The organism is Guptibacillus hwajinpoensis, assembly GCF_005144865.1.
In the GTDB taxonomy this organism is placed as follows: domain Bacteria; phylum Bacillota; class Bacilli; order Bacillales; family Guptibacillaceae; genus Guptibacillus; species Guptibacillus hwajinpoensis_A.
Genome location: NZ_SWFM01000002.1, coordinates 441130 through 464791, shown reverse-complemented (window position 1 = coordinate 464791; position 23662 = coordinate 441130). Strand labels below are relative to the sequence as shown.

At 43.0% G+C, this 23662-nt stretch carries 18 protein-coding genes and 1 riboswitch; of the genes, 7 read left to right on the top strand and 11 right to left on the bottom strand.

The annotated features are described in order from the left end of the window. Positions 1-78: 78 nt before the first annotated feature. The 6 genes from FBF83_RS09545 to FBF83_RS09520 form a co-directional block, all read right to left on the bottom strand. Positions 79-1461, bottom strand: coding sequence for an APC family permease (locus FBF83_RS09545; protein ID WP_136946921.1), 1383 nt, complete (start codon positions 1459-1461; stop codon positions 79-81). Then, positions 1461-2822, bottom strand: coding sequence for a 4-aminobutyrate--2-oxoglutarate transaminase (gene gabT, locus FBF83_RS09540; RefSeq protein ID WP_136946920.1), 1362 nt, complete (start codon positions 2820-2822; stop codon positions 1461-1463). Before gabT (FBF83_RS09540) ends, FBF83_RS09545 begins: the two co-directional genes overlap by 1 nt. A 16-nt stretch (positions 2823-2838) precedes the next feature. Beyond that, positions 2839-3498, bottom strand: a complete 660-nt coding sequence (locus FBF83_RS09535) for a GntR family transcriptional regulator (RefSeq protein WP_136946919.1) — start codon at positions 3496-3498, stop codon at positions 2839-2841. 257 nt (positions 3499-3755) lie between these two features. Next, positions 3756-4286 (bottom strand): chromate transporter, encoded by a 531-nt coding sequence (locus FBF83_RS09530; protein WP_136946918.1) that lies wholly within the window; start codon positions 4284-4286, stop codon positions 3756-3758. After that, positions 4283-4867: a chromate transporter gene (locus tag FBF83_RS09525; RefSeq protein ID WP_136946917.1), complete on the bottom strand. Its 585-nt coding sequence runs from the start codon at positions 4865-4867 to the stop codon at positions 4283-4285. Before FBF83_RS09525 ends, FBF83_RS09530 begins: the two co-directional genes overlap by 4 nt. Before the next feature lie 35 nt (positions 4868-4902). Continuing rightward, positions 4903-6513, bottom strand: coding sequence for a gamma-glutamyltransferase family protein (locus tag FBF83_RS09520; RefSeq protein ID WP_136946916.1), 1611 nt, complete (start codon positions 6511-6513; stop codon positions 4903-4905). 353 nt (positions 6514-6866) lie between these two features. Between FBF83_RS09520 and FBF83_RS09515 the strand changes: the two genes are divergently transcribed. Next, positions 6867-7334, top strand: a complete 468-nt coding sequence (locus FBF83_RS09515; RefSeq protein ID WP_136946915.1) for an Lrp/AsnC family transcriptional regulator — start codon at positions 6867-6869, stop codon at positions 7332-7334. 77 nt (positions 7335-7411) lie between these two features. Here the strand turns inward: FBF83_RS09515 and FBF83_RS09510 are convergent, their stop codons facing one another. From FBF83_RS09510 to FBF83_RS09500, 3 genes are all read right to left on the bottom strand, one after another. Then, the gene (locus FBF83_RS09510; protein WP_136946914.1) at positions 7412-8605 is read right to left on the bottom strand and encodes a GGDEF domain-containing protein; all 1194 of its coding nucleotides are present in this window, start codon (positions 8603-8605) and stop codon (positions 7412-7414) included. Between the two features lie 85 nt (positions 8606-8690). Then, a complete protein-coding gene (locus FBF83_RS09505) occupies positions 8691-9710 on the bottom strand; it encodes a hypothetical protein (protein ID WP_136946913.1) in 1020 nt (339 codons plus the stop codon). Positions 9711-9922: 212 nt separating this feature from the next. Further along, a riboswitch (cyclic di-GMP riboswitch) is annotated at positions 9923-10011 on the bottom strand. 566 nt (positions 10012-10577) lie between these two features. Next, positions 10578-11693 (bottom strand): NAD(P)/FAD-dependent oxidoreductase, encoded by a 1116-nt coding sequence (locus FBF83_RS09500; protein ID WP_136946912.1) that lies wholly within the window; start codon positions 11691-11693, stop codon positions 10578-10580. 213 nt (positions 11694-11906) lie between these two features. On the opposite strand from FBF83_RS09500, the gene FBF83_RS09495 reads away from it, so the two are divergent. After that, positions 11907-13679: a metallophosphoesterase family protein gene (locus FBF83_RS09495; protein WP_136946911.1), complete on the top strand. Its 1773-nt coding sequence runs from the start codon at positions 11907-11909 to the stop codon at positions 13677-13679. A gap of 100 nt (positions 13680-13779) precedes the next feature. Here the strand turns inward: FBF83_RS09495 and FBF83_RS09490 are convergent, their stop codons facing one another. Further along, positions 13780-15213: an aldehyde dehydrogenase family protein gene (locus FBF83_RS09490; RefSeq protein WP_136946910.1), complete on the bottom strand. Its 1434-nt coding sequence runs from the start codon at positions 15211-15213 to the stop codon at positions 13780-13782. A gap of 21 nt (positions 15214-15234) precedes the next feature. After that, a complete protein-coding gene (gene gabT / locus FBF83_RS09485; RefSeq protein ID WP_136946909.1) occupies positions 15235-16593 on the bottom strand; it encodes a 4-aminobutyrate--2-oxoglutarate transaminase in 1359 nt (452 codons plus the stop codon). A gap of 146 nt (positions 16594-16739) precedes the next feature. On the opposite strand from gabT (FBF83_RS09485), the gene FBF83_RS09480 reads away from it, so the two are divergent. From FBF83_RS09480 to FBF83_RS09460, 5 genes are all read left to right on the top strand, one after another. Next, on the top strand, positions 16740-18146 hold the full coding sequence (locus FBF83_RS09480; RefSeq protein ID WP_136946908.1) for a sigma-54 interaction domain-containing protein: 1407 nt from the start codon (positions 16740-16742) through the stop codon (positions 18144-18146). 141 nt (positions 18147-18287) lie between these two features. Beyond that, positions 18288-19265 carry an agmatinase gene (gene speB / locus FBF83_RS09475; protein WP_136946907.1) on the top strand — a complete coding sequence of 326 codons (978 nt, stop codon included), beginning with the start codon at positions 18288-18290 and terminating at the stop codon, positions 19263-19265. Positions 19266-19349: 84 nt separating this feature from the next. Beyond that, a complete protein-coding gene (locus FBF83_RS09470) occupies positions 19350-20765 on the top strand; it encodes a sodium:solute symporter (RefSeq protein WP_136946906.1) in 1416 nt (471 codons plus the stop codon). Next, on the top strand, positions 20762-22213 hold the full coding sequence (locus tag FBF83_RS09465; RefSeq protein ID WP_136946905.1) for an aldehyde dehydrogenase family protein: 1452 nt from the start codon (positions 20762-20764) through the stop codon (positions 22211-22213). The genes FBF83_RS09470 and FBF83_RS09465 overlap by 4 nt, the downstream gene beginning before the upstream one ends. Before the next feature lie 72 nt (positions 22214-22285). Then, complete coding sequence (locus FBF83_RS09460; protein WP_136946904.1) at positions 22286-23659, top strand: purine-cytosine permease family protein; 1374 nt, start codon at positions 22286-22288, stop codon at positions 23657-23659. Positions 23660-23662 lie beyond the last annotated feature (3 nt).

The following is a 23662-nucleotide window of genomic DNA, read 5'->3' as shown; positions in this document are numbered from 1 at the left end:
ACATAATATGAGCTAATTCGGGTGGTGACAGGCACCCGCGAAACAAGCACCGCGAACCGCGACCCGCGAACCGAGCATCTACATCCCAACTCCACTCTCTTTATAAACACCTTTCCTCATCCTCACAAAGAAGTACAATCCAATAAGGAACCATCCCCCAACCATCACCCATTCATAAGGCCAGATCAGCGCTGCCGGCATGCCAGGAAAATACAGCGCGATAAATCCGAAACTCAGAACTAGCGCAAGGTACCCGAAAATCGGACTTTTCCCTGCTCGGAATGGCCGCTCCATATCAGGCTCATTTTTTCTAAGTTTAATGAAGGACCACGCTACAAGGAAGTACGCAACCACAATGCCAAGGCCGCCTGCATCCACGATCCAGACAAGCGCAGACCTTCCAAGTAGAGGGGCAAGCATTGATAGTACCCCTATAAAAAGCACCGCATTTGAAGGTGTATGATGCTTCGGATGCAAACGCCCGAACCAGGACGGTAGCATACCAGATTTCGCCATGGCATATAAAACCCGACTACCGCCAATCACAAATGAATTCCAGCTCGTAATAATTCCTGCAACACCGCCAAGAATTAATAATTTCGCAAACATGGCAGAGCCAAATAGATTCCCCATCGCATCCGCCGTCGCTAATTCAGTGGTACCGAGCTGTTCTTGGTTCATCCCAAGAGAAACGCCAATTGCAATCGCTATGTAAAACAGAATCGCTCCGATAACTGAAATGACGAGAAACTTTCCTATTTGCGCCTGTGGCAGATTGGCTTCTTCTGCAACCTGTGGAATCACATCGAATCCAACAAATAAGAACGGAACCATCACGAGTACCGCCATGACACCACCCATTCCACCAATAAAATGAGGGGTTAAATTAGCAGGCTCCCCATTTACGCCAGCACCGAATATCAACAGTAAGCCTGCCGCAACAATCACAAGCGTAAACACCGTTTGCAGCACAGCCGCTTGCTTAAGACCAAGATAATTGATAAAAGTGATAATCACAGCACCAACAGAACCAATCAACACCCAATTGAGGTGAACATCCCAACCAGCAATCGTCCATAAGTAACCTGCCTGGTAATCTGGTAGCAAAAAGTCAATCACCGTAGGCAATGCCACTGCCTCAAATGTCGCAACGGATACGTAGCCGAGTGTTATTGCCCAAGATGCAACGAAGGAAGCATTCTCACCCAACGCGCGATGGACGTATTCATGCTCCCCGCCAACTCGCGGCATCGCAGACGCCAGTTCAGCATAATTGAGTCCAACACAAATCACGAGAAAGCCACCAATTGCGAACGCTAACACAGCTCCGAATGAACCTGCAGAAGTAATCCAGGTCCCCGAGAGAACAACCCACCCCCAGCCAAGCATTGCACCTAACGCTAGAAAAAGCAGGTCAAACTTCGACAGGACCTTCTTGAGTTTCTTCTCTTCGACCGCCATCACAGAACACCCTTACGCAGTTCATTAGCAACCTTTCGAATCGATTCCTCAACAATGAACAACCCTTCCTCTAATTCATCATCCGTAATCACAAGCGGCATTAAGAACCGAATGACATTGCTATAAACACCTGCACCTAATAAAAGAAGTCCCCTTTGCTGCGCTTCAGTAAGGATCGCTTTTGCAAGATCTTTATCAGGTGTTTTATTGTCTCGATCGCTGACGATTTCAATAGCATTCATTGCACCTAACCCACGAACATCGCCAATAAAAGAAAATTCCTTCGCTAAATAAGTAAACCGCTCTCTCACTTTTTCACCGATCCGAACCGCTCTTTGATTAAGTCCCTCGTCTTCGATTACATCGAGAACAGCAAGCGCTGCGCGACATCCAAGCGGACTGCCGCTATATGTGCCACCAAGTTCCCCAGGATCAGCCGCATCCATTACTTCGCCTCTACCGATTACGCCACTGATCGGAGTGCCTGCCCCTAACGATTTCGACACTGTAATGAGATCTGGTACAACATCAAAATGCTCTGATGCAAAATAACTTCCTGTTCGCCCAAACCCTGTTTGAATCTCATCCGCCACAAACAGAATCCCGTGTTCTTCACACGTGCGTTTCACAGCTTGGACGAAGTTTTTATCCGGTACAATAAAGCCGCCTTCACCTTGAACAGGCTCCATGACGATTGCAGCGATCGTCTCTGGGGCAACTTCTTTTAAAAGAAAATCAGAGAACTGCTGAATCATGAACTCACTATATTCTGCCTCATTCATTTGCTCAGGTCGACGGTAAGCATACGGAAAAGGAGCCTTATACACCTCTGGCGCAAACGGCCCAAAACCAAATTTATAAGGCTTCACTTTGCTTGTCATCGACATCGTCATTAGCGTTCTGCCGTGAAAAGCATTCTGGAACGTTACAACTGCCTGACGCCCCGTATATTTCCTTGCAATTTTCACCGCATTCTCAACAGCCTCAGCCCCACTGTTTTGCAGCAACACTTTTTTCTGATGAGTTCCCGGTGCTAATGCTGCAAGCTTTTCAGCTAATTCAATATAAGGTTCATACATCATCACATTGAATCCGGTATGGATGTATTTATCGACTTGATCATGAAGCGCTTCCTTCACACGCGGGTGGCAATGACCGACATTGATCGTACCGATTGCTCCAGCAAAATCAATGAACGTGTTCCCATCAACATCTGTTACCCTAGCCCCCGAAGCTTCCGCCGCAAAAGTTGGAAGCCCACATGTTACTGCCTTGGGCACAACATTCTCACGTCGTTCTAACAATTGACTGGCTACAGGTCCTGGTAAAGTTGTTTGAACAAAAGCACTCTTTGTCATCATCAATCACTCCTTCTATTTATTGGAAAACGGACTGCTGTCCGGTTAAATCGTATAATGTGGAAAGAAGGTGCGCTTCAATAGCGCGTGTCATTTCTTCAATGTCTTTTTCTCGAAAAGCGTTCAGAATACGTAAATGCTCAGGAATCGACTTCACCTCTTCAATCGGAATCGTATAGAACTCATCCTTCAAAATCAGATAGCCATCAGACCATTGATTAAGCGTTTCCACTTCTTGAAGTAAAAATTTATTCCCAGTCAATGTCGCAGGATAGGAATGAATCAGCCCGTTCACTCGCATAAATTCTTCAAAGTCCTTCTCTTCATACGCCTTTTTCTCCTGATCTAACAGCTGCTCTAGCTCATGAACATGCTCATCTGTAACGGTAGGAAGCGCTAACTTCGCAGCATACCCCTCCAACACAACGCGTAAGTGAAACACATCGCTTAACTCTTGATCAGAAGGATTGTAAACAAAAGCACCTCTGTTAGGGATTACCTCTAGTAACCCTTCATTACCTAACCGCTTAAACGCCGCCCGAATCGGCGTTCGACTCATATTAATTTCCTGACTCACCCACTCTTCCGTCACTCTCTGACCAGGTAAAAGCCTTCGGAGCATAATCGCTCGCTTCACTTTCTCATAAGCCAGTTCTTCATTCCGTTTCTTATTTGTCATCCTAAACCACCTATTGTGTCCAAAGATTGTATACAATTTCTTGATTCTTCTGACATATTATATCAAACTTGTTAATTATTCAATATTTTCAGACAAATATAGTTGTATCGTCCTACCTCCACACAAAAAATCCCTAAGCCTAGATGACCACTACCCATCCAAACTCAGAGATATTCGACACCATTCGAGCTAAACCGGGTGGTGACAGGCACCCGCGAACCCGCGAATTTACGCTCAGCGTTCGCACGCCGCCAATCCTACCCCAAAAACACCGCGCCATACGCAAGCGATCCAACAATCACAAATGCCGGATGCACTTTCATCTTCTCCATCAACACGTAACTTGCCGCAATCAGAAAGATCGTTTGGTACAATCCCGCTCCCTCATAAGAGCTAGTAAAAAATTGAAACGCCATCACGCCAAGGAGAATTGCGATCGTCGGACGGATGAGCGCGGTCATCTTCTTAACCTTCGGGGAGTTTTTAAACTTATTTAACAAGCTCAACAGCACGATCATCAGAATCAACGACGGTGCCACCGTAGCAAACACGCCAACGAAAGCTCCAAGAACACCGCCCTGCTGAAATCCAATATACCCTGCCATTTTCGTTGCAATCGGCCCTGGTAGTGCATTCGCCATCGCAAGCATTTCACTAAATTCATTCACGCTCATCCAGCCAAATCGACCTACCACTTCATTCTCAACAAGGGGAATAGAAGCAGGTCCACCACCATAACCAACGATCCCAGGTATGAAGAAGGCAACAAAAATATCCCAATAAATCATGATGACTGCTCCTCCTTCACCTGTTTTCCGTCATCATCCCGCTGTTTCCCACTAGTCGGCTTCAATAACGCATAAAGCAACAAGCAAGCAATCACAATCCCTGGATGAACCCCAGCTAATTCAATCAACGCATAAGATGCAACGGTTAACGTAATCGTTAAAAGCCAACCCAAATTTCCCTGTGCTTTTCGAAAGAAATCATACGTTAACACAGCAAGCATCACGCCAACAACCGGAACAACCGCCTGCGTCATCCCCTGCACCCACGCCTTCTCACGAAATGTGGAGAGAAACGTTAAAAGGAAAATCATGATTCCAATTGTTGGTACAATCGTCGCTAATACAGCGTTGAACATACCGGTTACCCCCGCCACGCGATGCCCAATATACCCTGCCATTTTCGTCGCAATCGGTCCAGGCAAGGAATTCCCTAATGCTAGAATATCAGCAAATTCATCGTCATTGAGCCATTTGTATTTCTCTACTACTTCTTTATGAACAAGTGGAATGGAAGACGGTCCACCACCATATCCAAGCATTCCCACCCTCAAAAAGGCGAGAAAAAGATGCCACTGTTGCATGGGACACCACCTTTCACATTCTCGCACCGCCAAAATTAATAAGCAGCAATTGTACCATCAGTCCGAGATTCCGTACCTCCAAACAGTGTACCAGATTGCTGATCACGCCAGATAATTTGACCCCTTCCAAAAGCGCCTTTTTCTAATTGGACTTCGATCCCATGTCCTTTACGACTAAGCGCTTCTGCAAGATAAGGTGGGAATGTCGACTCCACCCATACTCTCTTCCCCTCTACCCATTGCCATCTCGGGGCATCAAGTGCAGCCTGTGGATTCAAGTTAAAATCAATCATGTTCGTGATCACTTGCAAATGGCCTTGTGGTTGCATAAAGCCACCCATCACGCCAAACGGACCAATCGCTTCACCATCTTTACTCAGGAATCCGGGAATAATCGTATGATAGGTACGTTTTCCACCTGAAAGAGCGTTATCATGCTCAGGATCCATTGAGAAATTATGTCCCCGATTTTGTAGCGCAATCCCCGTCTCTGGGACAACGAGACCAGAACCAAATCCCATGTAGTTACTTTGAATAAAAGAAACCATGTTCCCTTCAGAGTCTGCCGTCGCTAAATAAACCGTTCCGCCTTTTGGTGGCTTACCTGGCGAAGGCGTAAGTGCTTCGTCCCCGATTAACGCACGACGACTTTCCCCGTAAGAAGCTGACAGCAAATCATCAACCGCTACCGACATTTTCTTCTCTTCCGTAATGTATTTCTGTCCATCAGCAAATGCGAGTTTCATAGATTCAATATGTTTATGATACGTTTCAGCAGATTCTTTATGATCGAACTGGAAGCCATTTAAAATATTGAGAGCAGAAAGAGCGATAAGCCCCTGTCCGTTCGGCGGAATCTCCCAAACATCATACCCTCTATATGTAACAGAAATCGGATCAACCCATTCTGGCTGAAAAGAAGCAAGGTCTTCTTCCGTAAGATAGCCATTGTACTTAGACGAAAAGGCTGCAATTTTCTCTGCGATCGCGCCATGATAAAACGACTTCCCGTCAGTGTCCCCGATCTCCCTTAACGTCTCTGCATGACCTTTCGAACGCCAGATTTCTCCTACTTCAGGAGCGCGCCCTTCTGGAGCAAACGTTTCAAACCAGTGACTGAACTCTTCGTCCGTCAGAACTTCTTTAAACCGAGCATATGCTTCTTGCCAGAACTTACTTAAAATAGGGGAGACCGGAAACCCTTCTTCTGCATAATGAATCGCAGGTTCTAACGTCTCTCTTAATGAAAGCTTCCCAAACCGACGAGATAATTCGGCCCATGAAGCCGGCACACCAGGAACGGTAACGGGAATCCATCCGTACTTCGGAATTTCATCGTATCCCCGTTCTTTTAGCGACTGGATTGAAATCGATTTTGGTGAAGGACCACTACCGTTCAACCCATGCAATTGCCCCTTTGTCCAAACGAGGGCGAACGCATCACCACCAATGCCATTTGAAGTAGGTTCTACAACAGTCAGCACAGCCGCCGTTGCGATCGCCGCATCAATGGCATTTCCGCCTTTTTTCAAAATATCTAACCCAGCCTGTGCCGCTAACGGCTGCGACGTCGCAACCATCCCTTTATTCGCAACCGTTGTCATTCGTTGTGAAGCGTATGGGTAATGTAAGTAATCAGTTGTCATAAGAATGCTCCTTTCATTTTCAAAGACTAATAAATAGTAATAGAACGAGCTGAGGCAGACGTTTACTATTAAAACAGACATTCTTCACTCTAATAGCTTCAACTCCGTCACAGTCTATCAGAAACCCACTTAACCAAAATATTTCAATGTTATTATTTATATACCTTTGTTAATTTAAATGATGTTTTTAATTAACAAAGGTTAATGTTAGTATCGATTATATAGAATATTCCGATATTTTCAATGAATTTTTGACTGAAAATTACTACTTTTCATTAACAATGAACGGGTGCATGTCACGATCTCAATGTGGTATGCAACGTATAACTCATAATTGGGAAGGTGTATAAAACATGAATGAAGATAAAAAATTAAAAATCGATGATACAGACAAACGAATTATTGAGTTATTAACCGAGGATGGTAGAATGTCTTACGCAGATATCGGAAAAAAACTCGATCTCTCCCGCGTTGCAGTCAGATCCAGGGTCAATCAATTAATTGAATGTGGCGTAATCGAAAAGTTTACATGTGTGGTTAATAGCGAAAAAGTAGGAAAAGGGGTCTCCGCTTTTTTTGAAGTCGATTGTGAACCACGTGCGCTTGTAGAAGTAGCAGAGAATCTTGCGAATAACCCTTACGTTGCGAGCTGTTATCAAATGACGGGACCGAGCACGTTACACATGCATGTGCTAGTCAATGACTTCATGCAATTAGAGTCTTTTGTGAATAATGAATTGTATGCGTTGGAGGGAATTACGCGGGTTGAGTCTCATATTCTGTTAAGGCGGTTTAAGAGTAGGAGCGGCCTGAAGTTGTAATGGGATATAAATGAAAATGAACACAAAAAGTGCTGCTTCATATTGAAACAGCACTACTTTGCTTAAAAGACATTCCATTAAGTATTAACTAAATCACTCGTCTTTTCAATACGAGGTGAATAAGCAACAACATTATTCCTCATCTTCTTCGCTTCATAAAGAGCCATATCCGCAGTTTTAATCAGTTGTTCTTTAGTATCCACGATCGTTGGATAAGTAGAAATGCCAATTGATACGGTAATACAGTCCAGCGGCATGCTTTCTGCTCCATAAAAAGCTCTCTCTGAAATAGACTTTCTAATTTCTTCAGCTAGCTCAAAAGCTTCCGTTTGACTATGACCGGGAAGAATAATCGCAAACTCCTCTCCACCATATCGACACGTATAGGCATCATTTGGTGAATGATCCAGAAGTAGAGACGATATCTCTTTTAACAACGTATCCCCTTGAGGATGCCCGAAGTGATCGTTGTAAGTTTTAAAGAAGTCTAAGTCTATTAAGAAAAGCGAAACTTCTTTACCTGTTTGAACCACTTCTTCAATCTTTTGCTGAAAAAATCGATGGTTATACAGATTGGTTAAACCATCTTTAATTGATAGCATCTTAAAATCATTGTACATCTTGTAGTACGTTCGATAAGAAATTCCTAGGCCCCATAGAACGACTGCGAATAGAACAATCCCCATGATTTCACCCTGTTCAATAACCTTTGTAACGAGTGTTCCAAACGCCATCAAATTAAGATAAACCACAGTTGACTTTACATCGAGTGAGATAAACGACCGATTCCTAATATAAATAAATATATTAACCAAAAGTAAATTCATAAGTTGATAGCACACTATGTACAGAACATAGGATAGAACGTTATTTAAGCTAAGACTACCTATTTCACCACCAGCAAGTTGGTATGCTTGTAATGCAACATAAGAAGATAATGCATACTGTGCTCCATTGAAAAAAATCGGTTTCCAAGCTGCAGGTTTAGTGAATACGAGAATGATACTGAAGATAAGCACAATGCACGCAGTTGGGAAGAAACCGTATATCACACCAGAGATAAATAAAAGAGGTGATACAAACGAAAGTTCTTCATCACTCGGAAGAGAAATAGGGCGTAATTCAAACAGAACCGCTACACTTCCTATTATCGATATAACAATCCACTCTTCTACTTGCAAAGGTCTTACATAAACAAATGACAAAGAGACATAGATTCCCAAGATACAATACAGGTAAATTCTCAACAGCGTATCATTATCCAATTTCATTGCTACAAATCTCCTTCCCAGGAGGATAACTAGATTACGAGCATTATGTTAGTAAGGTGAGCATATTTCTATGCTCACCAGCTAACTACCAACTCACTCTATACCCTGGATTAAAAAGAATATTAAAGATTTCAGTATCGTCATAATTATTGGTGGTACTGTCATCAGCTATATAAGATGACCCGTTTGCTCGTTTTAAAAAGAAGGATTCGTACTCATTAATCGTGATCCCATAAGTAGTTAAGAAACTTGATTGGATGTCAGTCGTCGCTAACTCTTCAATCATTTGATTAATCCCGTCAAGACCATCATATTTAATTAACTGCTTAACTGCCATAAAATACAAACCTTCAACATTATTTGATGCATTCAAAAGATCCTCTTGATTGGACTTAAGAGAAAATTTTCCATCTTTGCTTTTAAATTCTTTTAAATCCTTTTTTAATCCATGATAAGAAGATCGAGTACTAGTTGGATTCACCATTTGTTGAGCAGTAAATCCGTTGTATACAGCTAATCCCTCCTCAAACCAAATAGGGGATTTACCTTCAAGTCCAGAATACTGGAATAGAACATGAGTTAATTCATGAGTTAAGTAATGAGCAAGTTGAGATTTGTCATTGTATACGTAAAGTGGAATCCAAATCCTAGTACCATCTGTTATTCCACCTGTGTTGTTCACAATATTGTCTACTGATTCATCTGGTAAACCAGCTTTCACCAATGAGTTGCGGTAAGTCCTCTCATTCGAGAACAATATGATTTTAAACGGAACATTCTTTAATTGAGGAAAACTCTTTTTCAAATCCTCATAGGCCATATTCTTTTTAATAGTTGGTAGTGTAACATTCTTCAAAATAGTAGCAGTTACTTTAAGATGTCGATCTGAAATCCCTCTATCACCTGCATAAACTCTTCCAAGCTCTTCACCTGTAGAATCAATCGTTTGAACCTCAGGTAATGTTGGGCGCTCAACTATTTTATGATCATAAGTCTCCGTTTCGAGCTCACTACCTGTATTAGCAGAAGCTTGTGGTGTAAATGAAAGTAATGGGCTAAATGCAAACAGGGTTATCATGAATAACTTACTAATTTTATAGAACATGTAAATCTTCCCCCTCTCATTCATTTCTTCTCATCTCGCTTTGAATTGTGCTTGATTTTAATAGCTTGCAGGAGAAATCGATCATTATTCATAACTACACCTCCTTATTCCCAAAATTAAATCTATGTTTTGTAGGTTCCTAGGTGTCTATGTAGTTAGGCAAAAATAAAATGCTATTCCTGTAGTGGAATAGCATTGAATACTCTCAGCTATTCGGCAACCTGGCAATCATAGTAACAATCGTTACCTTAGACCCACGGCTTTGTGTCCTCATCTTTCGACAAGTTTACCTTTTCGTTTCTTATATTTAATTAGTTAATTGCCCTTACCTAACTGCGATACGCGAGGTTGATCAGGGTTTATTCCAAGTCATAATTTACAAATCTGAATTCTTATATTTAAAAAGGATAAAAAATTATCGTTTAAACAAAATCACGAATAACACAATATTCCGACATAAAAAGGTAAAATAATCTCCTGCTATCAAAAGAAGGAATATATAATCGGGCGCATCTATTCATATTTGTCTTAACGAACAAGTTTAGTGCAATTCCCTATCATTTTTTTTAGTAAATTATGTATTTTTATATAAGAATTTAGTACTAAACGAATGTTAACACAGGGCTCAACTTTGGTTCTAAATACCTATAAATACATGATATGGTATTTTTTTCATTTAGGCAACAAGAAGCGTTCGACAATTGCAGTTACTTTCTACATTTGACGACATTAATAGACTTATAACGAGATAATGTTTTGGAACTATTCCAAAACCTTTTCTCCATACTAAAGAAGTGCACCCAACAAAATATCAGGTGCACTTCTCACATTACTATTCAATTTATGATTAAGGCCTCGGCTAATCAGCTATCCAAAAGCACTCCCTGGATCATACTCCCCCAACTCAAGCTCAGTCCGTTCCCCAAGCACAAGCCGAGCAAGCTCTGCTCCTAGAAAAGGCCCGCTCGTTAAGCCCGATGCACCAAGGCCATTCGCTACAAATAGCCCTTTTACATTAGGTACCTGTCCAGCCATGGGTACATTCCCAGGCGTAAACGGTCGAAACCCTACTTTCGTCTCCACATACGTGCTACTCTCCAAACCAGGTGCAACCTTCAACGCTCGTTCGATAATATGATTCACGCCTCCCATCGTTACACGCAAATCAAAACCAGCCTCATCTTCCTGCGTCGCACCGACCACAATCTTTCCATCTTCAAACGGCAAGAAATATTGAATAAAAGGAGGCATCACAATCGGCCACTTATCGGTATCCGTATCCGGAAGCTGTAGATGAACAATCTGTGCTTTTTGAGGTGCGACATGAAAGTTCATGCCAAGGGGCTCAAGCAACGTTTTCGCCCACGCTCCTCCAGTGACGATAACTTGATCTGACTGATACGCCTCTCCATCTACAACAACACCTTTAACGCTTGAACCATTCCAATCTAGCTTTGCATCGCCGAGTAAAACCTTTGCACCATGTTTTTCTGCGCCTCGAATCAAGGCATTTCGTAATGCCGCTCCGTTCACCCGAGCTGCTCCGCTTAAATGCACCGCACCATAGTGATCGGATAATGGAGGAAATAGCGCATTTGTTTCAGCAGGTGACAAGCGTGACACTTCTCCCATCTCAGGCGTATCTTTCCTACGCTCCATCGCAAGCTTCAACTTTTTTTCAAGCTTTGTTTCACCGGAGTAGATATTAATCGCACCAACACGCGCATAACCTGTTTCCTCTTCACCGTCTTTTCGAAGTTCTTCTATTAATGATGGATAATAGCGCGCACCAGCTTCCACCAGTCGATAAAACGCACCACCTCGACGATTTGTAAGCCATGGACACACAATACCAGCCGCAGCCTCAGTCGCCTGCCCCGCATCTTTCCGATCGACTAGCATCACATCTGCTCCCTGCTTTGCCAGGTGGTAAGCAGTGGACGCACCAAGAATGCCAGCTCCTATTACAATAATTGATTTCATACGTTGCACCTTTTCTTCGTTTGTCTGTTACGTCATTTTACAAGATAAGTCCACGGGACTCAATGTTATGCAATTTAATTAAACGTTTGATTAACGGTTCAAGCCTTAACAAATCCAACACTTAGACATAATACTTTGTAACTTAAAGTTAACACTTCCTTCACAGTGCCCCGTTACACTCTAGTTAACAACAACACTAGGAGGACACTCAACTTGATTAATGGTAGAAATTATTTAGCAGCTCTTATCATTGCTATCATGTTTATCGGACCGTTATCAGCATTTTCCGCTAGCGGCCCACTAGGCACTGTAGATCGTATAGATGGAGGAATTGGCGATACCACTCACTACACGGATGATGCACCAAACATCTCAGTAGATCCTAAAGTAACGAACATCATCGCACCCCTTTTCGGCACACCTGCGATTAAAGAAAATGGACAAACATTAACAGTTAAAATGAATACCGAGGGGAAAGAAGCAGCTGGCTGGAGTATTAAGTTAAAGCCTACTAATCACTCAGCCTTCACAAAAACATATGAGCTGCCAGTTGAGAACGTATCAACTGGACAATCTCACTGGAAAGATGCTTCGAAAATCTATGATGTAAATGTAACGATTCCAGAAAGCGTACCAGAAGAATTGTATGATCTAGTAGTATCGTATACCGCAAACGGACAACGAAAAACGGATGAGCAACCACATTCGGTGAAAGTAGTAAAAGAATTCAATAAAAATTTCACCTTCTTACACCTAACAGATACACATGTTGGATCTCCTCGTAATTTAGGGAGCACAGATGATTCATCAACTATTAACGCTGGCCGCTTGAAAGAAGCAGGCATGTGGAATCCAAATGAAGAAAAGCGATGGCTATATCTTCAAAAAGCGATTAAAGAAGTGAACTTGAAAAACCCTGATTTCGTGGTTGTAACGGGTGACTTGATGTTCGGTCAATTGAACCCACTTGAGTATATCTATGAATATGAAGAAACGTACAGAGTACTACAGAAGCTAGATGTACCCGTCTACCTTGTTCCAGGAAATCATGATTACTATGCGCAGGATGCAACACTAACGGATGGAGCAAAATACTGGGAGCAATACTTTGGACCTCAGTACTTCTCATTTGATTACGGTCCTTACGCTCACTTCCTTGGTTACAATTCGTTCGATTGGCACAAGTTCGATCGAAGCGGGAACGGAACTGTTTCTGTTCCAACATGGGGCGGACAAATTCGTGAAGAACAACTAGACTGGGTGAAAAACGACCTTTCTGAGAATGCAAAAACGGCTCAACCGAATCAGATTAAAGGACTGTTCTCTCACCACAATCCACTCTGGCAGGATCGTGACATCTGGCCACAGGATGACCCAGACGTGCAGGAGTATTGGAAACAGTATGACGAGCAACACAACCCACAAAAACTGAGCACTCTGATTCTTGGCGAAAAGCTCGGTATTGACTATGACCAGCAATGGCACGGAGAAAATGCAAACGAGCTAATCGATGTGATGAAGCAATATAACGTTGACCTTAGCCTCCACGGCCACACGCATATTGACAATGTAACGAAAAAAGATGGCATTCTCTACACAACAACAACCGCCATTGAACTCAGCGGTAAACCATGGGTTGGCTTCCGACCTTTCGAGGTAAACAACGGCGAAGTCATGAATTACAATTACGAAGAACCCGGACACTCAGTCCCAGTCTATGAAAATGGCGATACAGAAAATGGCGTCATGTCATTTGAATCTACCTATCAAAATCCAAACGACGGAACTGCTACGAACCAAACAGTAAAGGTAGTTAATCGATTGAAAAAGGATATGACTGTGACTGTACCTATGTATCTAGTGAAAGGTGACTATGCTGTATCAGAAGGAAATGTGAAGCAGAACGTTACTTCTGGTGATAAGCAGTATGTTGAAGTGGAAATTACGGTACCGGCAAATAGTTCGAAAGAGATCGTTGTAGACTAATAGTAAGAAAAACAAACTCCCGAGAATGTGGTCATCCTCGGGAGTTTTCTTTCGACAAATTCTAAGTAAATTCGGGTGGTGCCTGTCACCACCCGACTATTCACCTATTAAACACAACCAGTTTCATTTCCGTCATTTCTTCTACAGCATACTTAATGCCTTCTCTTCCTGTTCCGCTTTCCTTGACACCACCGTAAGGCATATGATCAACGCGGAAGGTTGGGATATCGTTAATCAGAACTCCGCCAACGTGCAAACGATCCGCTGCTTCCAACGCTGTATGAACATTATCCGTATAAATACCTGCTTGCAATCCATAATTTGAATCATTCACAAGATCATACGCTTCTTCCATACTACTAAACTTATTAATTACTACAATCGGTGCAAACACTTCCTGACAAGAGACGTTCATATCAGCTCGAGCATTCAGAATAACAGTCGGTTCCAATACATTCCCTTCAGAACCTCCACCAGCTACAATGTTAGCTCCTCCATGCCTCGCTTCTTTAATCCAGGAGAGCGCCCTCTCAACATCTCCCTCTGAAATAAGAGCAGACACATCCGTTTCTGTATGCAGAGGATCACCTGTTTTTAATGCTTTCGTTTTCTCTATAAACGCTTCAACAAAGGCATCGTAGTTTGATTCATGCACATACACGCGCTGAAGCGAGATACAGACCTGTCCCTGATAAGCGAACGCACCCATTACAGCGCGATCAACGATATGAGTTACATTTACGCCCTCATCCACAATCAGTGCTGAGTTCGATCCAAGTTCGAGCGTGACCTTTTTCAATCCCGCTTTGTTCCGAATCCCAATTCCGACTGCAGGACTCCCCGTGAACGTTACCATATTCACTCGTTCATCCGTCACAATACGATCGCCTACTGTCTTCCCACTACCCGTAACCACATTCAGTGCCCCTTTAGGTAGTCCTGCTTCTTCAAGTAACTCCGCAATAAAATAAGAGGAAAGAGGTGTCTGACTTGCAGGCTTTAAGACGATCGTATTTCCAGCTGCAATTGCTGGACCTATTTTATGCGCAACAAGATTCATAGGGAAGTTAAATGGCGTAATTGCACCTATAACGCCAAGTGGTTCACGCACCGTATACCCTACTCTTCCTTCTCCTCCTACAGCAGCATCAAAAGGAATCGTTTCACCTGAAATCCGCTTCGCTTCTTCTGCAGCGAATTTGTAGGTTGCAATCGTTCGTGCTACTTCTCCTTTTGCTGTCGCGATTGGCTTCGCAGCTTCCAATGCAATCATTTCTGCTGCTTCATCAGCTCGTTCACTTAACTTCTGAACAAGTTTTTCTAAAATCGTCGCTCGCTCGTGGGCTGGAAGGTTTCGCATCGCAAGCCTCGCACGATATGCCGCTTCAATCGCGCTCTCCACATCCGCCACTTCTGCCACTGGAATTTCCGCAATCACCTCTCCTGAATAAGGTGATCGCAACTCTTGATAAGACGAACCCGCTCGCCATTCGCCATCAATGTACAATTTCTTTTTATCGACCGTCGATTTCATAAGGCTCCCTCTTTTCGCAAATTATTGTTGAACGGCAAGTTCATCCATTACGTCTTCAATTACATCAAGTGCCTCGTTTAATTGATCATCTGTAATCACAAGTGGGGATAATAGACGAATTACATTTCCGTAAAGTCCCGCTCCCATCACAATAACGCCACGGTTATGACACTCCTTTAAAATTCTCCCTGTTAGTTCTTTATCCGGCTCCTTCGAATTAAGATCTTTCACAATCTCAACGGCTAGCATCGCACCAAGTCCGCGCACTTCGCCAATTACAGAATGTTTGGCCTGCATGTCCTTAAAGCGAGATACAGCTAGATCGCCAATGTGATTCGCTCGCTCAATCAGCTTCTCTTCTTCCATCATTTCGATCACTTCAAGAGCTGCAACGCAACCAAGCGGACTTCCTCCATACGTCCCACCGATTTCACCCGGATTCGGTGCTTCCATAATTTCTGCTCGACCGGTTACTGCACTGATCGGAAGACCTGCCGCAATCGATTTTGACATTACGAGTAAATCAGGTTCGATATCAAAATGCTCAATCGCAAACATCTTCCCTGTTCGTCCAAATCCAGTCTGTACTTCATCCGCAATAAACAAGATGCCATACTTCTCACAGATCGCCTTAACACCTTGAACGAATTCTTTCGACGGAACAACGAAACCACCTTCACCTTGAACAGGCTCCATAATAATCGCAGCTACTTCATCTGCCGGAACTTCACCAAGGAAAAAGTCTTCTAATCTTTTAAGAATTTCTTGATCGAGCTCTGCTTCTGTCATGCTCGCATGCTTTCGGTAATAGTAAGGGTACGCCATTTTGTATGTATCTGGCGCAAATGGGCCAAATCCATACTTATAAGGCTTCACTTTACTCGTTAACGACATCGCAAGTAATGTTCGTCCATGGTATCCGCGCTCAAACGAAATGATTGATTTACGACCAGTGTATTTGCGAGCAATTTTCACCGCATTTTCAACAGCTTCTGCTCCACTATTTAAGAAAAAGGTTTTCTTTTGTGAAGCGCCAGGCGTGATTTCATTTAATTTCTTTGCAAGCTGGATATAAGGTTCATACATCATCACGTGAAAACACGTATGAAGGTATTGATCCACTTGAGCTTTTAACGCTTCTACTACTTTTGGCGGACAATGTCCCGCATTCATACTTCCAATTGCACCAGCAAGATCAATAAACGTATTGCCATCCACATCCGTAAGAAGAGCGCCTTCCCCTTTTTCAGCAAATGTCATCATTGTATTAAAAGGACCGCGTGGCACATGCTGTTCCTTCAGTTCCAGTAACTCTGATGCTTTCGGACCTGGTATCGTTGTTTTTAATTCAATGCTTTTTTTACTTGCTTCCGTTTTCATAATATAGCCTCCTTCTTTGATCTTCCCCCTCTTTATATGCAAGCTTCATACCAACTTTAATAACTAAGGCCAAAAATCGTTAAATAAGTTATGATAGGATAGTCTAGTAGTCAGATTAGTCAGACATAAATTGGAGGTAGATTCGAATGTCTTCAACTCTTTTAGAAATCGAATTGAATGCGATTTTAAGTGCATCAAAAGATAACATTGTTATCACGGATGGGAAGGGAATCGTCCTTCGCGTTAGTCCAAACTGTGAAGCTGTATATGGAAGAGAAGCTTCATTTCTAATCGGTAAATCAGTGCGAGAACTAGAACAAGAAAGTGTTTTTGCTCCATCGATTACAAAGCGGGTCCTCGTTGAGAAGAAGAAGCTTCAAATCATGCAAAAAACCCCAACAGGACGAGTTGTTATGGCAACGGGGCTTCCGGTCTTCGATGATAACGGCACTATTATCCGCGTGATTAGTTTTTCTCACGACTTAACAGAAATTCAGCATTTAAAAGAGGATTACGAAGAGTTGCGCACGCAAATGGAAGTCTACCAAACAGAGATTCAAGAGCTTAGAGAGAAAGAATTAGTACCCGAGGACTTCGTAATCAAGAGTCAAGCGATTCAGATGATCTGGCAACTTGTTGAGCGCGTTGCGAAATCGGATGCTTCTGTTGTGTTCTTAGGAGAATCAGGTGTTGGGAAAAACGTTTTTGCTCGCGCCCTTCATAAAGGAAGTGAACATCGAAACGGTAGTTTTATAGAGGTCAACTGCGGTGCTATTCCAGAAACACTTTTCGAATCTGAAATGTTCGGATATGAACCTGGCTCCTTTACTGGCGCAGGTAAAAAAGGCAAAGCCGGGTTAATTGAACTTGCGAATAACGGCACGTTATTTCTTGATGAAGTTGGAGAACTGCCTCTTGCCGTGCAGGCAAAACTATTAAAAGCAATTCAAGAAAAAACGATTACGAGAATTGGTGGCGTTAAACCCAAAACCATAGACTTTAGGTTGATTGCATCAACGAACCAGAACCTTGAAGACATGGTTAAAAAGGGGCAGTTCCGAGAGGATCTTTTCTATCGATTGAACGTGATTCCCATCACAATCCCACCACTTAAGGAACGAAAAGAAGATATCGCTACGCTAGCTGCTTTTTTCCTGAATCAGCTAAATGATAAATACCAAACAACTAAATTCTTTCATGCAGCTACCATCGAAGGGTTATTAGAATATTCCTGGCCAGGTAATGTACGAGAGCTTCAAAACATCGTTGAGCGCTTAGTCATTACAGCAGAAACCAGAACCATTTACCCAGAAGCCCTTCCCTCTTACATTCAGAGAACTTCAGATCAAGGACCAACAAACTGGGCCCTACCTTCCCATGAAGAAGAAGGAAAAAGTTTGAAAGAGGCACTTGAAGCGGTGGAAGTGAGATGGCTCAAACGCGCATTCAACCAATACAAAACAACTTATGAAATGGCTGATTACCTTGGAATGAATCAATCTACCGTAGTGCGCAAGCTAAAAAAGTACAAAATTGATGCAAAATCGCATTAAAATGCATAAATGCATGATTCACCTCTTGATTAATGCAAATCCGCATTAAAACAATGGACAAATCGCCATCATTCATCACACATAGTTGGCACGGAACTTGCAACCTATAATTGTGACACTACATATTACAGGAGGTTTCCCATGTATCAGCCAAAAGACTCTTCGAAATCACCGAGATTTTGCGGTGTAAGAACGTTTATGAGACTCGAACAAATTCAGACAACGGAAAATGTAGATTTTGCAGTACTTGGTGTTCCATTTGACACTGCCGCGTCGAATCGCACAGGACAGCGTCTTGGACCACAGCATATCCGAAACTTCTCTACGCTGCTTCGTCCTTATAATCCTGATATGGAAATTAACATTTTTGATTATTGCTCAGGTGTAGATTATGGAGACATTGATGTGATTCCAGGAAACATTCACCGCACGTATGACAATATGGTAGAAGGTCTGACGCCACTTCTAAATGCAAACGTTACTCCAGTTATTATGGGTGGCGATCACTCCATTACACTTGGCAATCTTAGGGCATTTCACAAAAAATATGGCCCCGTTGCACTCGTTCATTTTGATTCTCATGGTGATACGTGGGACAACTATTACGGTGAAAAGTATATGCATGGAACGCCTTTTAGACGCGCTGTAGAAGAAGGTTTAATCGATACGGATCATTCAATCCAGGTTGGAATGAGAGGACCTCTTTACGGCCCTGGCGATATTGACGATGCAAGAGATCTGGGTCTTGAAGTGCTTCCAATGAAAGAAGTTCGCAAGCTCGGCTTTGAAGAAGTCATCGCACGGATTCATAAGCGTGCTGGTGATCGCCCTGTTTTTGTTTCTTATGATATTGATTTCGTAGACCCCGCCTTCGCACCTGGAACGGGTACGCCGGAAGTAGCTGGACCAAATAGCTTTGAAGCGTTGGAATACGTTCGTGCACTTGACGGTCTTAATTTAGTAGGCTTTGATTTAGTCGAAGTATTGCCAACGTATGACCACAATGAAATTACAGCAGCCCTTGCCTCTTCCATTATGTATGAAATGATTACGCTCACTGCATTAAAGAAAAGAAGCGCTCTTCAAAGAGCTAATGAAGAAACGGTTAAACAGTCTTAGTTACTTTACCAAACCGAATAACACAGTAAATTATCTAACTATTCAAATTTTAAGCACTATTTTATATGTAAGGAGGGCTAATCAATGTTATTCCTTGATATAGCCATTATCATTGTCTACTTCTTAATCGTGATTGGTATTGGCGTCATAGGATCGAGAAAAGCAAAAACAATTGAAGACTATGCGCTAGCGGGGCGCAACCTTGGCTTCTTCATGTATTTCGGGTGTTTGTCGGCTGTTATTCTTGGCGGGGCGTCTACAATCGGGACAACAAAGCTAGGTTACGAGTTTGGTGTGTCTGGTATGTGGCTTGTCTTCATGCTTGGACTTGGCATCATGGGGTTAGGACTCTTTTTCTTAAAGAAAATATCCAGTTTCAAAGTGCTCACTATTAGTGAGTTTCTCGGAAAGCGTTTTGGTGATGAGTCTCGCCTTCTAAGCGCCCTAGTTGCGTCCGTGTATGCCTTAATGGTTGCCGTCACACAAGTCATCGGCATTGGAACCGTTATGAATGTATTGCTCGGTTGGAATTTAACAACATCCATGTTATTAGGTGGAGGAATCGTTCTTTTTTATACAATTCTTGGCGGAATGTGGTCTGTGACAATGACGGACATTGTCCAGTTCATCATCATGACGATCGGTGTATTCTTCATCATGCTGCCTCTTAGCCTATCGAAAGCAGGAGGATGGGGAGCATTGAACCAGCAACTTCCTGATAGCTATTTCTCATTCACTGGCATTGGCGGTAGTCAGGTGTTCCAATACTTTCTCCTCTTCTGTCTAGGAATGATTGTCGCACAAGATATCTGGCAGCGGATCTTCACGGCTAGAACGAATAAAACAGCTCGACTTGGGACGATTCTTGCCGGCATTTATAGTCTTCTCTATGGTCTTGCGGTTAGCATTATCGGAATGTGTGCGTTTATCGTACTTCCGAATTTAGGAGATTCACAGAATGCCTTTGCGAGTATGGCCATTGAAACAGTCCCAACAGGAGTACTCGGTCTTGTTCTAGCAGGTGTTATCGCCGCGCTCATGTCAACAGCATCCGGTACGTTGCTCGCATCGTCTACTCTCATCTCAAACGATGTGATTAAACGGTACTTCGTGAAAAATGCGAGTGAGAAGCAGAGCATGATCGTTTCAAGATTAACGACTACAGCCATTGGCGCGGTTACAATTGTATTTGCCGTGTGGATTCAGGATGTTCTCGTCGCGCTAGACGTCGCCTATGCCATTTTATCCGGAGCGGTATTCGTTCCAATTCTACTCGGTTTCTTCTGGAAAAAAGCAACTTCCAAAGCAGCCTTCTACTCCATGATCAGCAGTATTCTCGTCATCATAGGAGGGTTAGCGATCGAAGGTTTGCATTCTACAAACCCGATTATGTACGGCATTCTAACAAGCTTTATCGTCATGATTGGCGTGTCTCTTGTCACCGAAAACCAACCAACTGAAATGACTGGAGCCATTGAAGAAAGGAGTCACATTTCATGACCAATCAGCACGTGTATCTAAACGGTTGCTGGGTTGAAGGAGAAGGTGGTGAACGTCCTCTTCTCAACCCAGCTACTGAAGAAACACTAATCACAATCAAAGAAGCTTCACGGGAACAAACATCATCTGCTGTTGAAGCAGCGCGAAACGCATTCGATCAAACGGACTGGGCAACAAATTCAACGAAACGAGTGTCCGCTCTCCGTAAGCTAGCAGATCTGTTAGAAGAAGACGCCACATCGTTCGCAGATGCTGAAACGGCTAATACGGGAAAGCCCATTCGTGAAGCAACGCTCGATATCGATGATTCTGTCGCCTGCTTGCGCTACTACGCAGATTTAGTAGAAAAGCGAGCGCCAGCGACGATCGAGATGGCGGATGGGACAACGAGTAAGGTTATTGACGAAGCAATCGGTGTTTGTGCCTTGATTGTACCGTGGAACTTCCCACTTCTACTCGGTATGTGGAAAATCGCTCCCGCTTTAGCAGCAGGGAATACTGTCGTGTTTAAGCCTTCCGAACTCACACCGATAACGGCCATGAAACTCGCTCACTTGATCGATCAATGTGATTTACCAGCTGGTGTTTTCAACCTTATCCCTGGTGCAGGCGATCCAGTAGGTGAAACGCTCGTTACTCATCCTGAAGTTGATAAGGTTTCGTTCACTGGTGGTTCAGAAACTGGTAAACACATTAACCAGCAATGCGCACGTGATTTAAAGCGCGTATCGCTTGAACTTGGAGGAAAATCACCGCTTGTTATTTTAAAAGATGCTGATTTGGACGCCGCTGTTGAGTGGGCGATTTTCGGAGGTTTCTTTAATCAAGGTGAAGTGTGCGTGGCGTCATCCCGCATTCTTGTTCATGAAGACATTTACAATGCTTTCGTGGACAAACTCGTTAACGACACGGCACGCATTGTCATTGGTGATCCAACACATGAAGAAACAGAAATGGGTCCTCTCATTAGCCGTGATCATTTAACGAAAGTAGAGAAATATATCGAGATCGGCAAACAGGAAGGTGCAACCGTAATCTGTGGAGGCGACAGTAAAGATAACGGTTTTTACCTATCTCCAGTCATCTTCACGAATGTCACTCAATCCATGCGCATTGTGCAAGAAGAAATTTTCGGTCCCGTCATCACGGTGCAGTCGTTCAAAGATAAAGAAGAAGCGATTGCTTTAGCAAATAGGACAAAATACGGGCTTGCCGCCGGGGTACTTTCAAACGATTTATCCATGGCGGAACAGGTTGCTTCAAAGCTCAAAGCAGGAACCATTTGGATCAACTCTTACCATACACCTTACGTAGAAGCACCATGGGGAGGCTACAAGCAAAGTGGCATCGGACGTGAACTAGGTCCACATGGTCTGGCTGGCTTTACAGAAGTGAAGCATGTGAATACGTCCCACATCCTCCAGAAAGCGAACTGGTACTCTCATTGAACTCTCCCTGGTAAGAGTTCAATGCGCTGAAAATTATCGGAATATTACAAATTAATATGAGGGGGAATTATAATGAGTACATTCACCGATCGATTAGGCCATGATGATATTAGCCCAACACCTAAGAATAAGAGAAGCATGAACTTTTTCTCAACGTTTGCTCTATGGCTCGCAGCAAACGTTGTTATTACTTCTGTTATGACAGGGATGCTGTTTGTACCTGATATTACAATTGAAAAAGCGGTGCTTGCTATTCTCATTGGTTCTGCAATCGGGGCCATTCCACTTGCTTTAACTGGTAACATTGGAACACGAACTGGACTCCCTACGATGGTCATGACAAGAGCGGCCTTTGGACAGAAAGGTGCCATACTCCCTGCACTCGTGAACACGATTGTTTTAATTGGTTGGAGCTGGATTCAGGCTTATATGGCTGGTCTCTCCCTTAACTATGCGATCAGTTATACGACCGGTTACAGCAACATTAATCTGTTTGTGATTTTAACTGAAGTTCTTGTTGTTGGGATCACCATATACGGTCACCGTGGTGTAGAAAGCATTGAAAAATGGGTCTCTGTTGCCATGCTCATCCTCTCAGTTCTAGTATTCTATAAGCTTTTTACAACGTACAGCGTTTCTTCGTTAATTGAATTAAAAGCAAGCGAAAACCCAGCCATCTCTGGGATTATTGCCTTTGATATTGTGGTTGCGACTGCTTTCTCATGGATGTCTAGCGTTTGTGATTTTAACCGCCATAGCAAATCTGAAAAAAGCGGCATGCTTGGTACTTATCTTGGATATATCGTCGCCTCCCTTATTGCGATGGGACTTGGGGCAGTTGTTAGTGGCTTTAGTATCCTCAATAACATGGAACAAACCTATGACCCGACCGTGCTTCTAGCTGCTTACGGATTTGGATTCGTTGCTTCCATCGTTGTCTTTTTCTCAGTATTATCTACAAATGTCATGGCGCTTTACAGTGCAACAATGTCATTCATGAATGTATTCCCGAAATCAGGATTCTGGAAGCCCGTTCTCGCGCTCGGAATCGTTTGTACACTTGGCGCTCTTTTAAAGGAAGCCTTAATGGTTAACTTCTTTAACTTCATTCTCTTAATTGCCACCCTGTTCATTCCTGTTTTCGCGATTGTGCTTGTCGATTATTTTATCGTCAAAAAAGCCTACTACGATGCAGAGGATGTTGCTTTCGATCACAAAGGTCTTTATCGTTATCAGCGAGGTGTTAATGTTGTAGCAGTCGTAACGTATATAGGTGGCGCCCTTTTCGCCTATTACTTTACTTACGTCCAACCTTTAAGCATTGGCGCCACGATCTTAACATTTGCTTTATCCGGAGGATGCTACTACGGATTAATGGCACTTACGAAACAACTCGGAGTTAAAAAGACGGATTCAGAAGAGCTTGATGTGAAACTGGAGGCCTAAAGA

Excerpts from the sequence above, each read along its gene's own strand:
- FBF83_RS09470 (WP_136946906.1), top strand. The coding sequence starts at position 19,350 with ATGTTATTCCTTGATATAGCCATTATCATTGTCTACTTCTTAATCGTG.
- FBF83_RS09530 (WP_136946918.1), bottom strand. The coding sequence starts at position 4,286 with ATGATTTATTGGGATATTTTTGTTGCCTTCTTCATACCTGGGATCGTT.
- FBF83_RS09505 (WP_136946913.1), bottom strand. The coding sequence starts at position 9,710 with ATGTTCTATAAAATTAGTAAGTTATTCATGATAACCCTGTTTGCATTT.
- FBF83_RS09480 (WP_136946908.1), top strand. The coding sequence starts at position 16,740 with ATGTCTTCAACTCTTTTAGAAATCGAATTGAATGCGATTTTAAGTGCA.
- FBF83_RS09535 (WP_136946919.1), bottom strand. The coding sequence starts at position 3,498 with ATGACAAATAAGAAACGGAATGAAGAACTGGCTTATGAGAAAGTGAAG.
- FBF83_RS09520 (WP_136946916.1), bottom strand. The coding sequence starts at position 6,513 with ATGACAACTGATTACTTACATTACCCATACGCTTCACAACGAATGACA.
- FBF83_RS09490 (WP_136946910.1), bottom strand. The coding sequence starts at position 15,213 with ATGAAATCGACGGTCGATAAAAAGAAATTGTACATTGATGGCGAATGG.
- gabT (WP_136946920.1), bottom strand. The coding sequence starts at position 2,822 with ATGATGACAAAGAGTGCTTTTGTTCAAACAACTTTACCAGGACCTGTA.
- FBF83_RS09525 (WP_136946917.1), bottom strand. The coding sequence starts at position 4,867 with ATGCAACAGTGGCATCTTTTTCTCGCCTTTTTGAGGGTGGGAATGCTT.
- speB (WP_136946907.1), top strand. The coding sequence starts at position 18,288 with ATGTATCAGCCAAAAGACTCTTCGAAATCACCGAGATTTTGCGGTGTA.
- gabT (WP_136946909.1), bottom strand. The coding sequence starts at position 16,593 with ATGAAAACGGAAGCAAGTAAAAAAAGCATTGAATTAAAAACAACGATA.
- FBF83_RS09465 (WP_136946905.1), top strand. The coding sequence starts at position 20,762 with ATGACCAATCAGCACGTGTATCTAAACGGTTGCTGGGTTGAAGGAGAA.
- FBF83_RS09545 (WP_136946921.1), bottom strand. The coding sequence starts at position 1,461 with ATGGCGGTCGAAGAGAAGAAACTCAAGAAGGTCCTGTCGAAGTTTGAC.
- FBF83_RS09510 (WP_136946914.1), bottom strand. The coding sequence starts at position 8,605 with ATGAAATTGGATAATGATACGCTGTTGAGAATTTACCTGTATTGTATC.
- FBF83_RS09460 (WP_136946904.1), top strand. The coding sequence starts at position 22,286 with ATGAGTACATTCACCGATCGATTAGGCCATGATGATATTAGCCCAACA.
- FBF83_RS09500 (WP_136946912.1), bottom strand. The coding sequence starts at position 11,693 with ATGAAATCAATTATTGTAATAGGAGCTGGCATTCTTGGTGCGTCCACT.
- FBF83_RS09515 (WP_136946915.1), top strand. The coding sequence starts at position 6,867 with ATGAATGAAGATAAAAAATTAAAAATCGATGATACAGACAAACGAATT.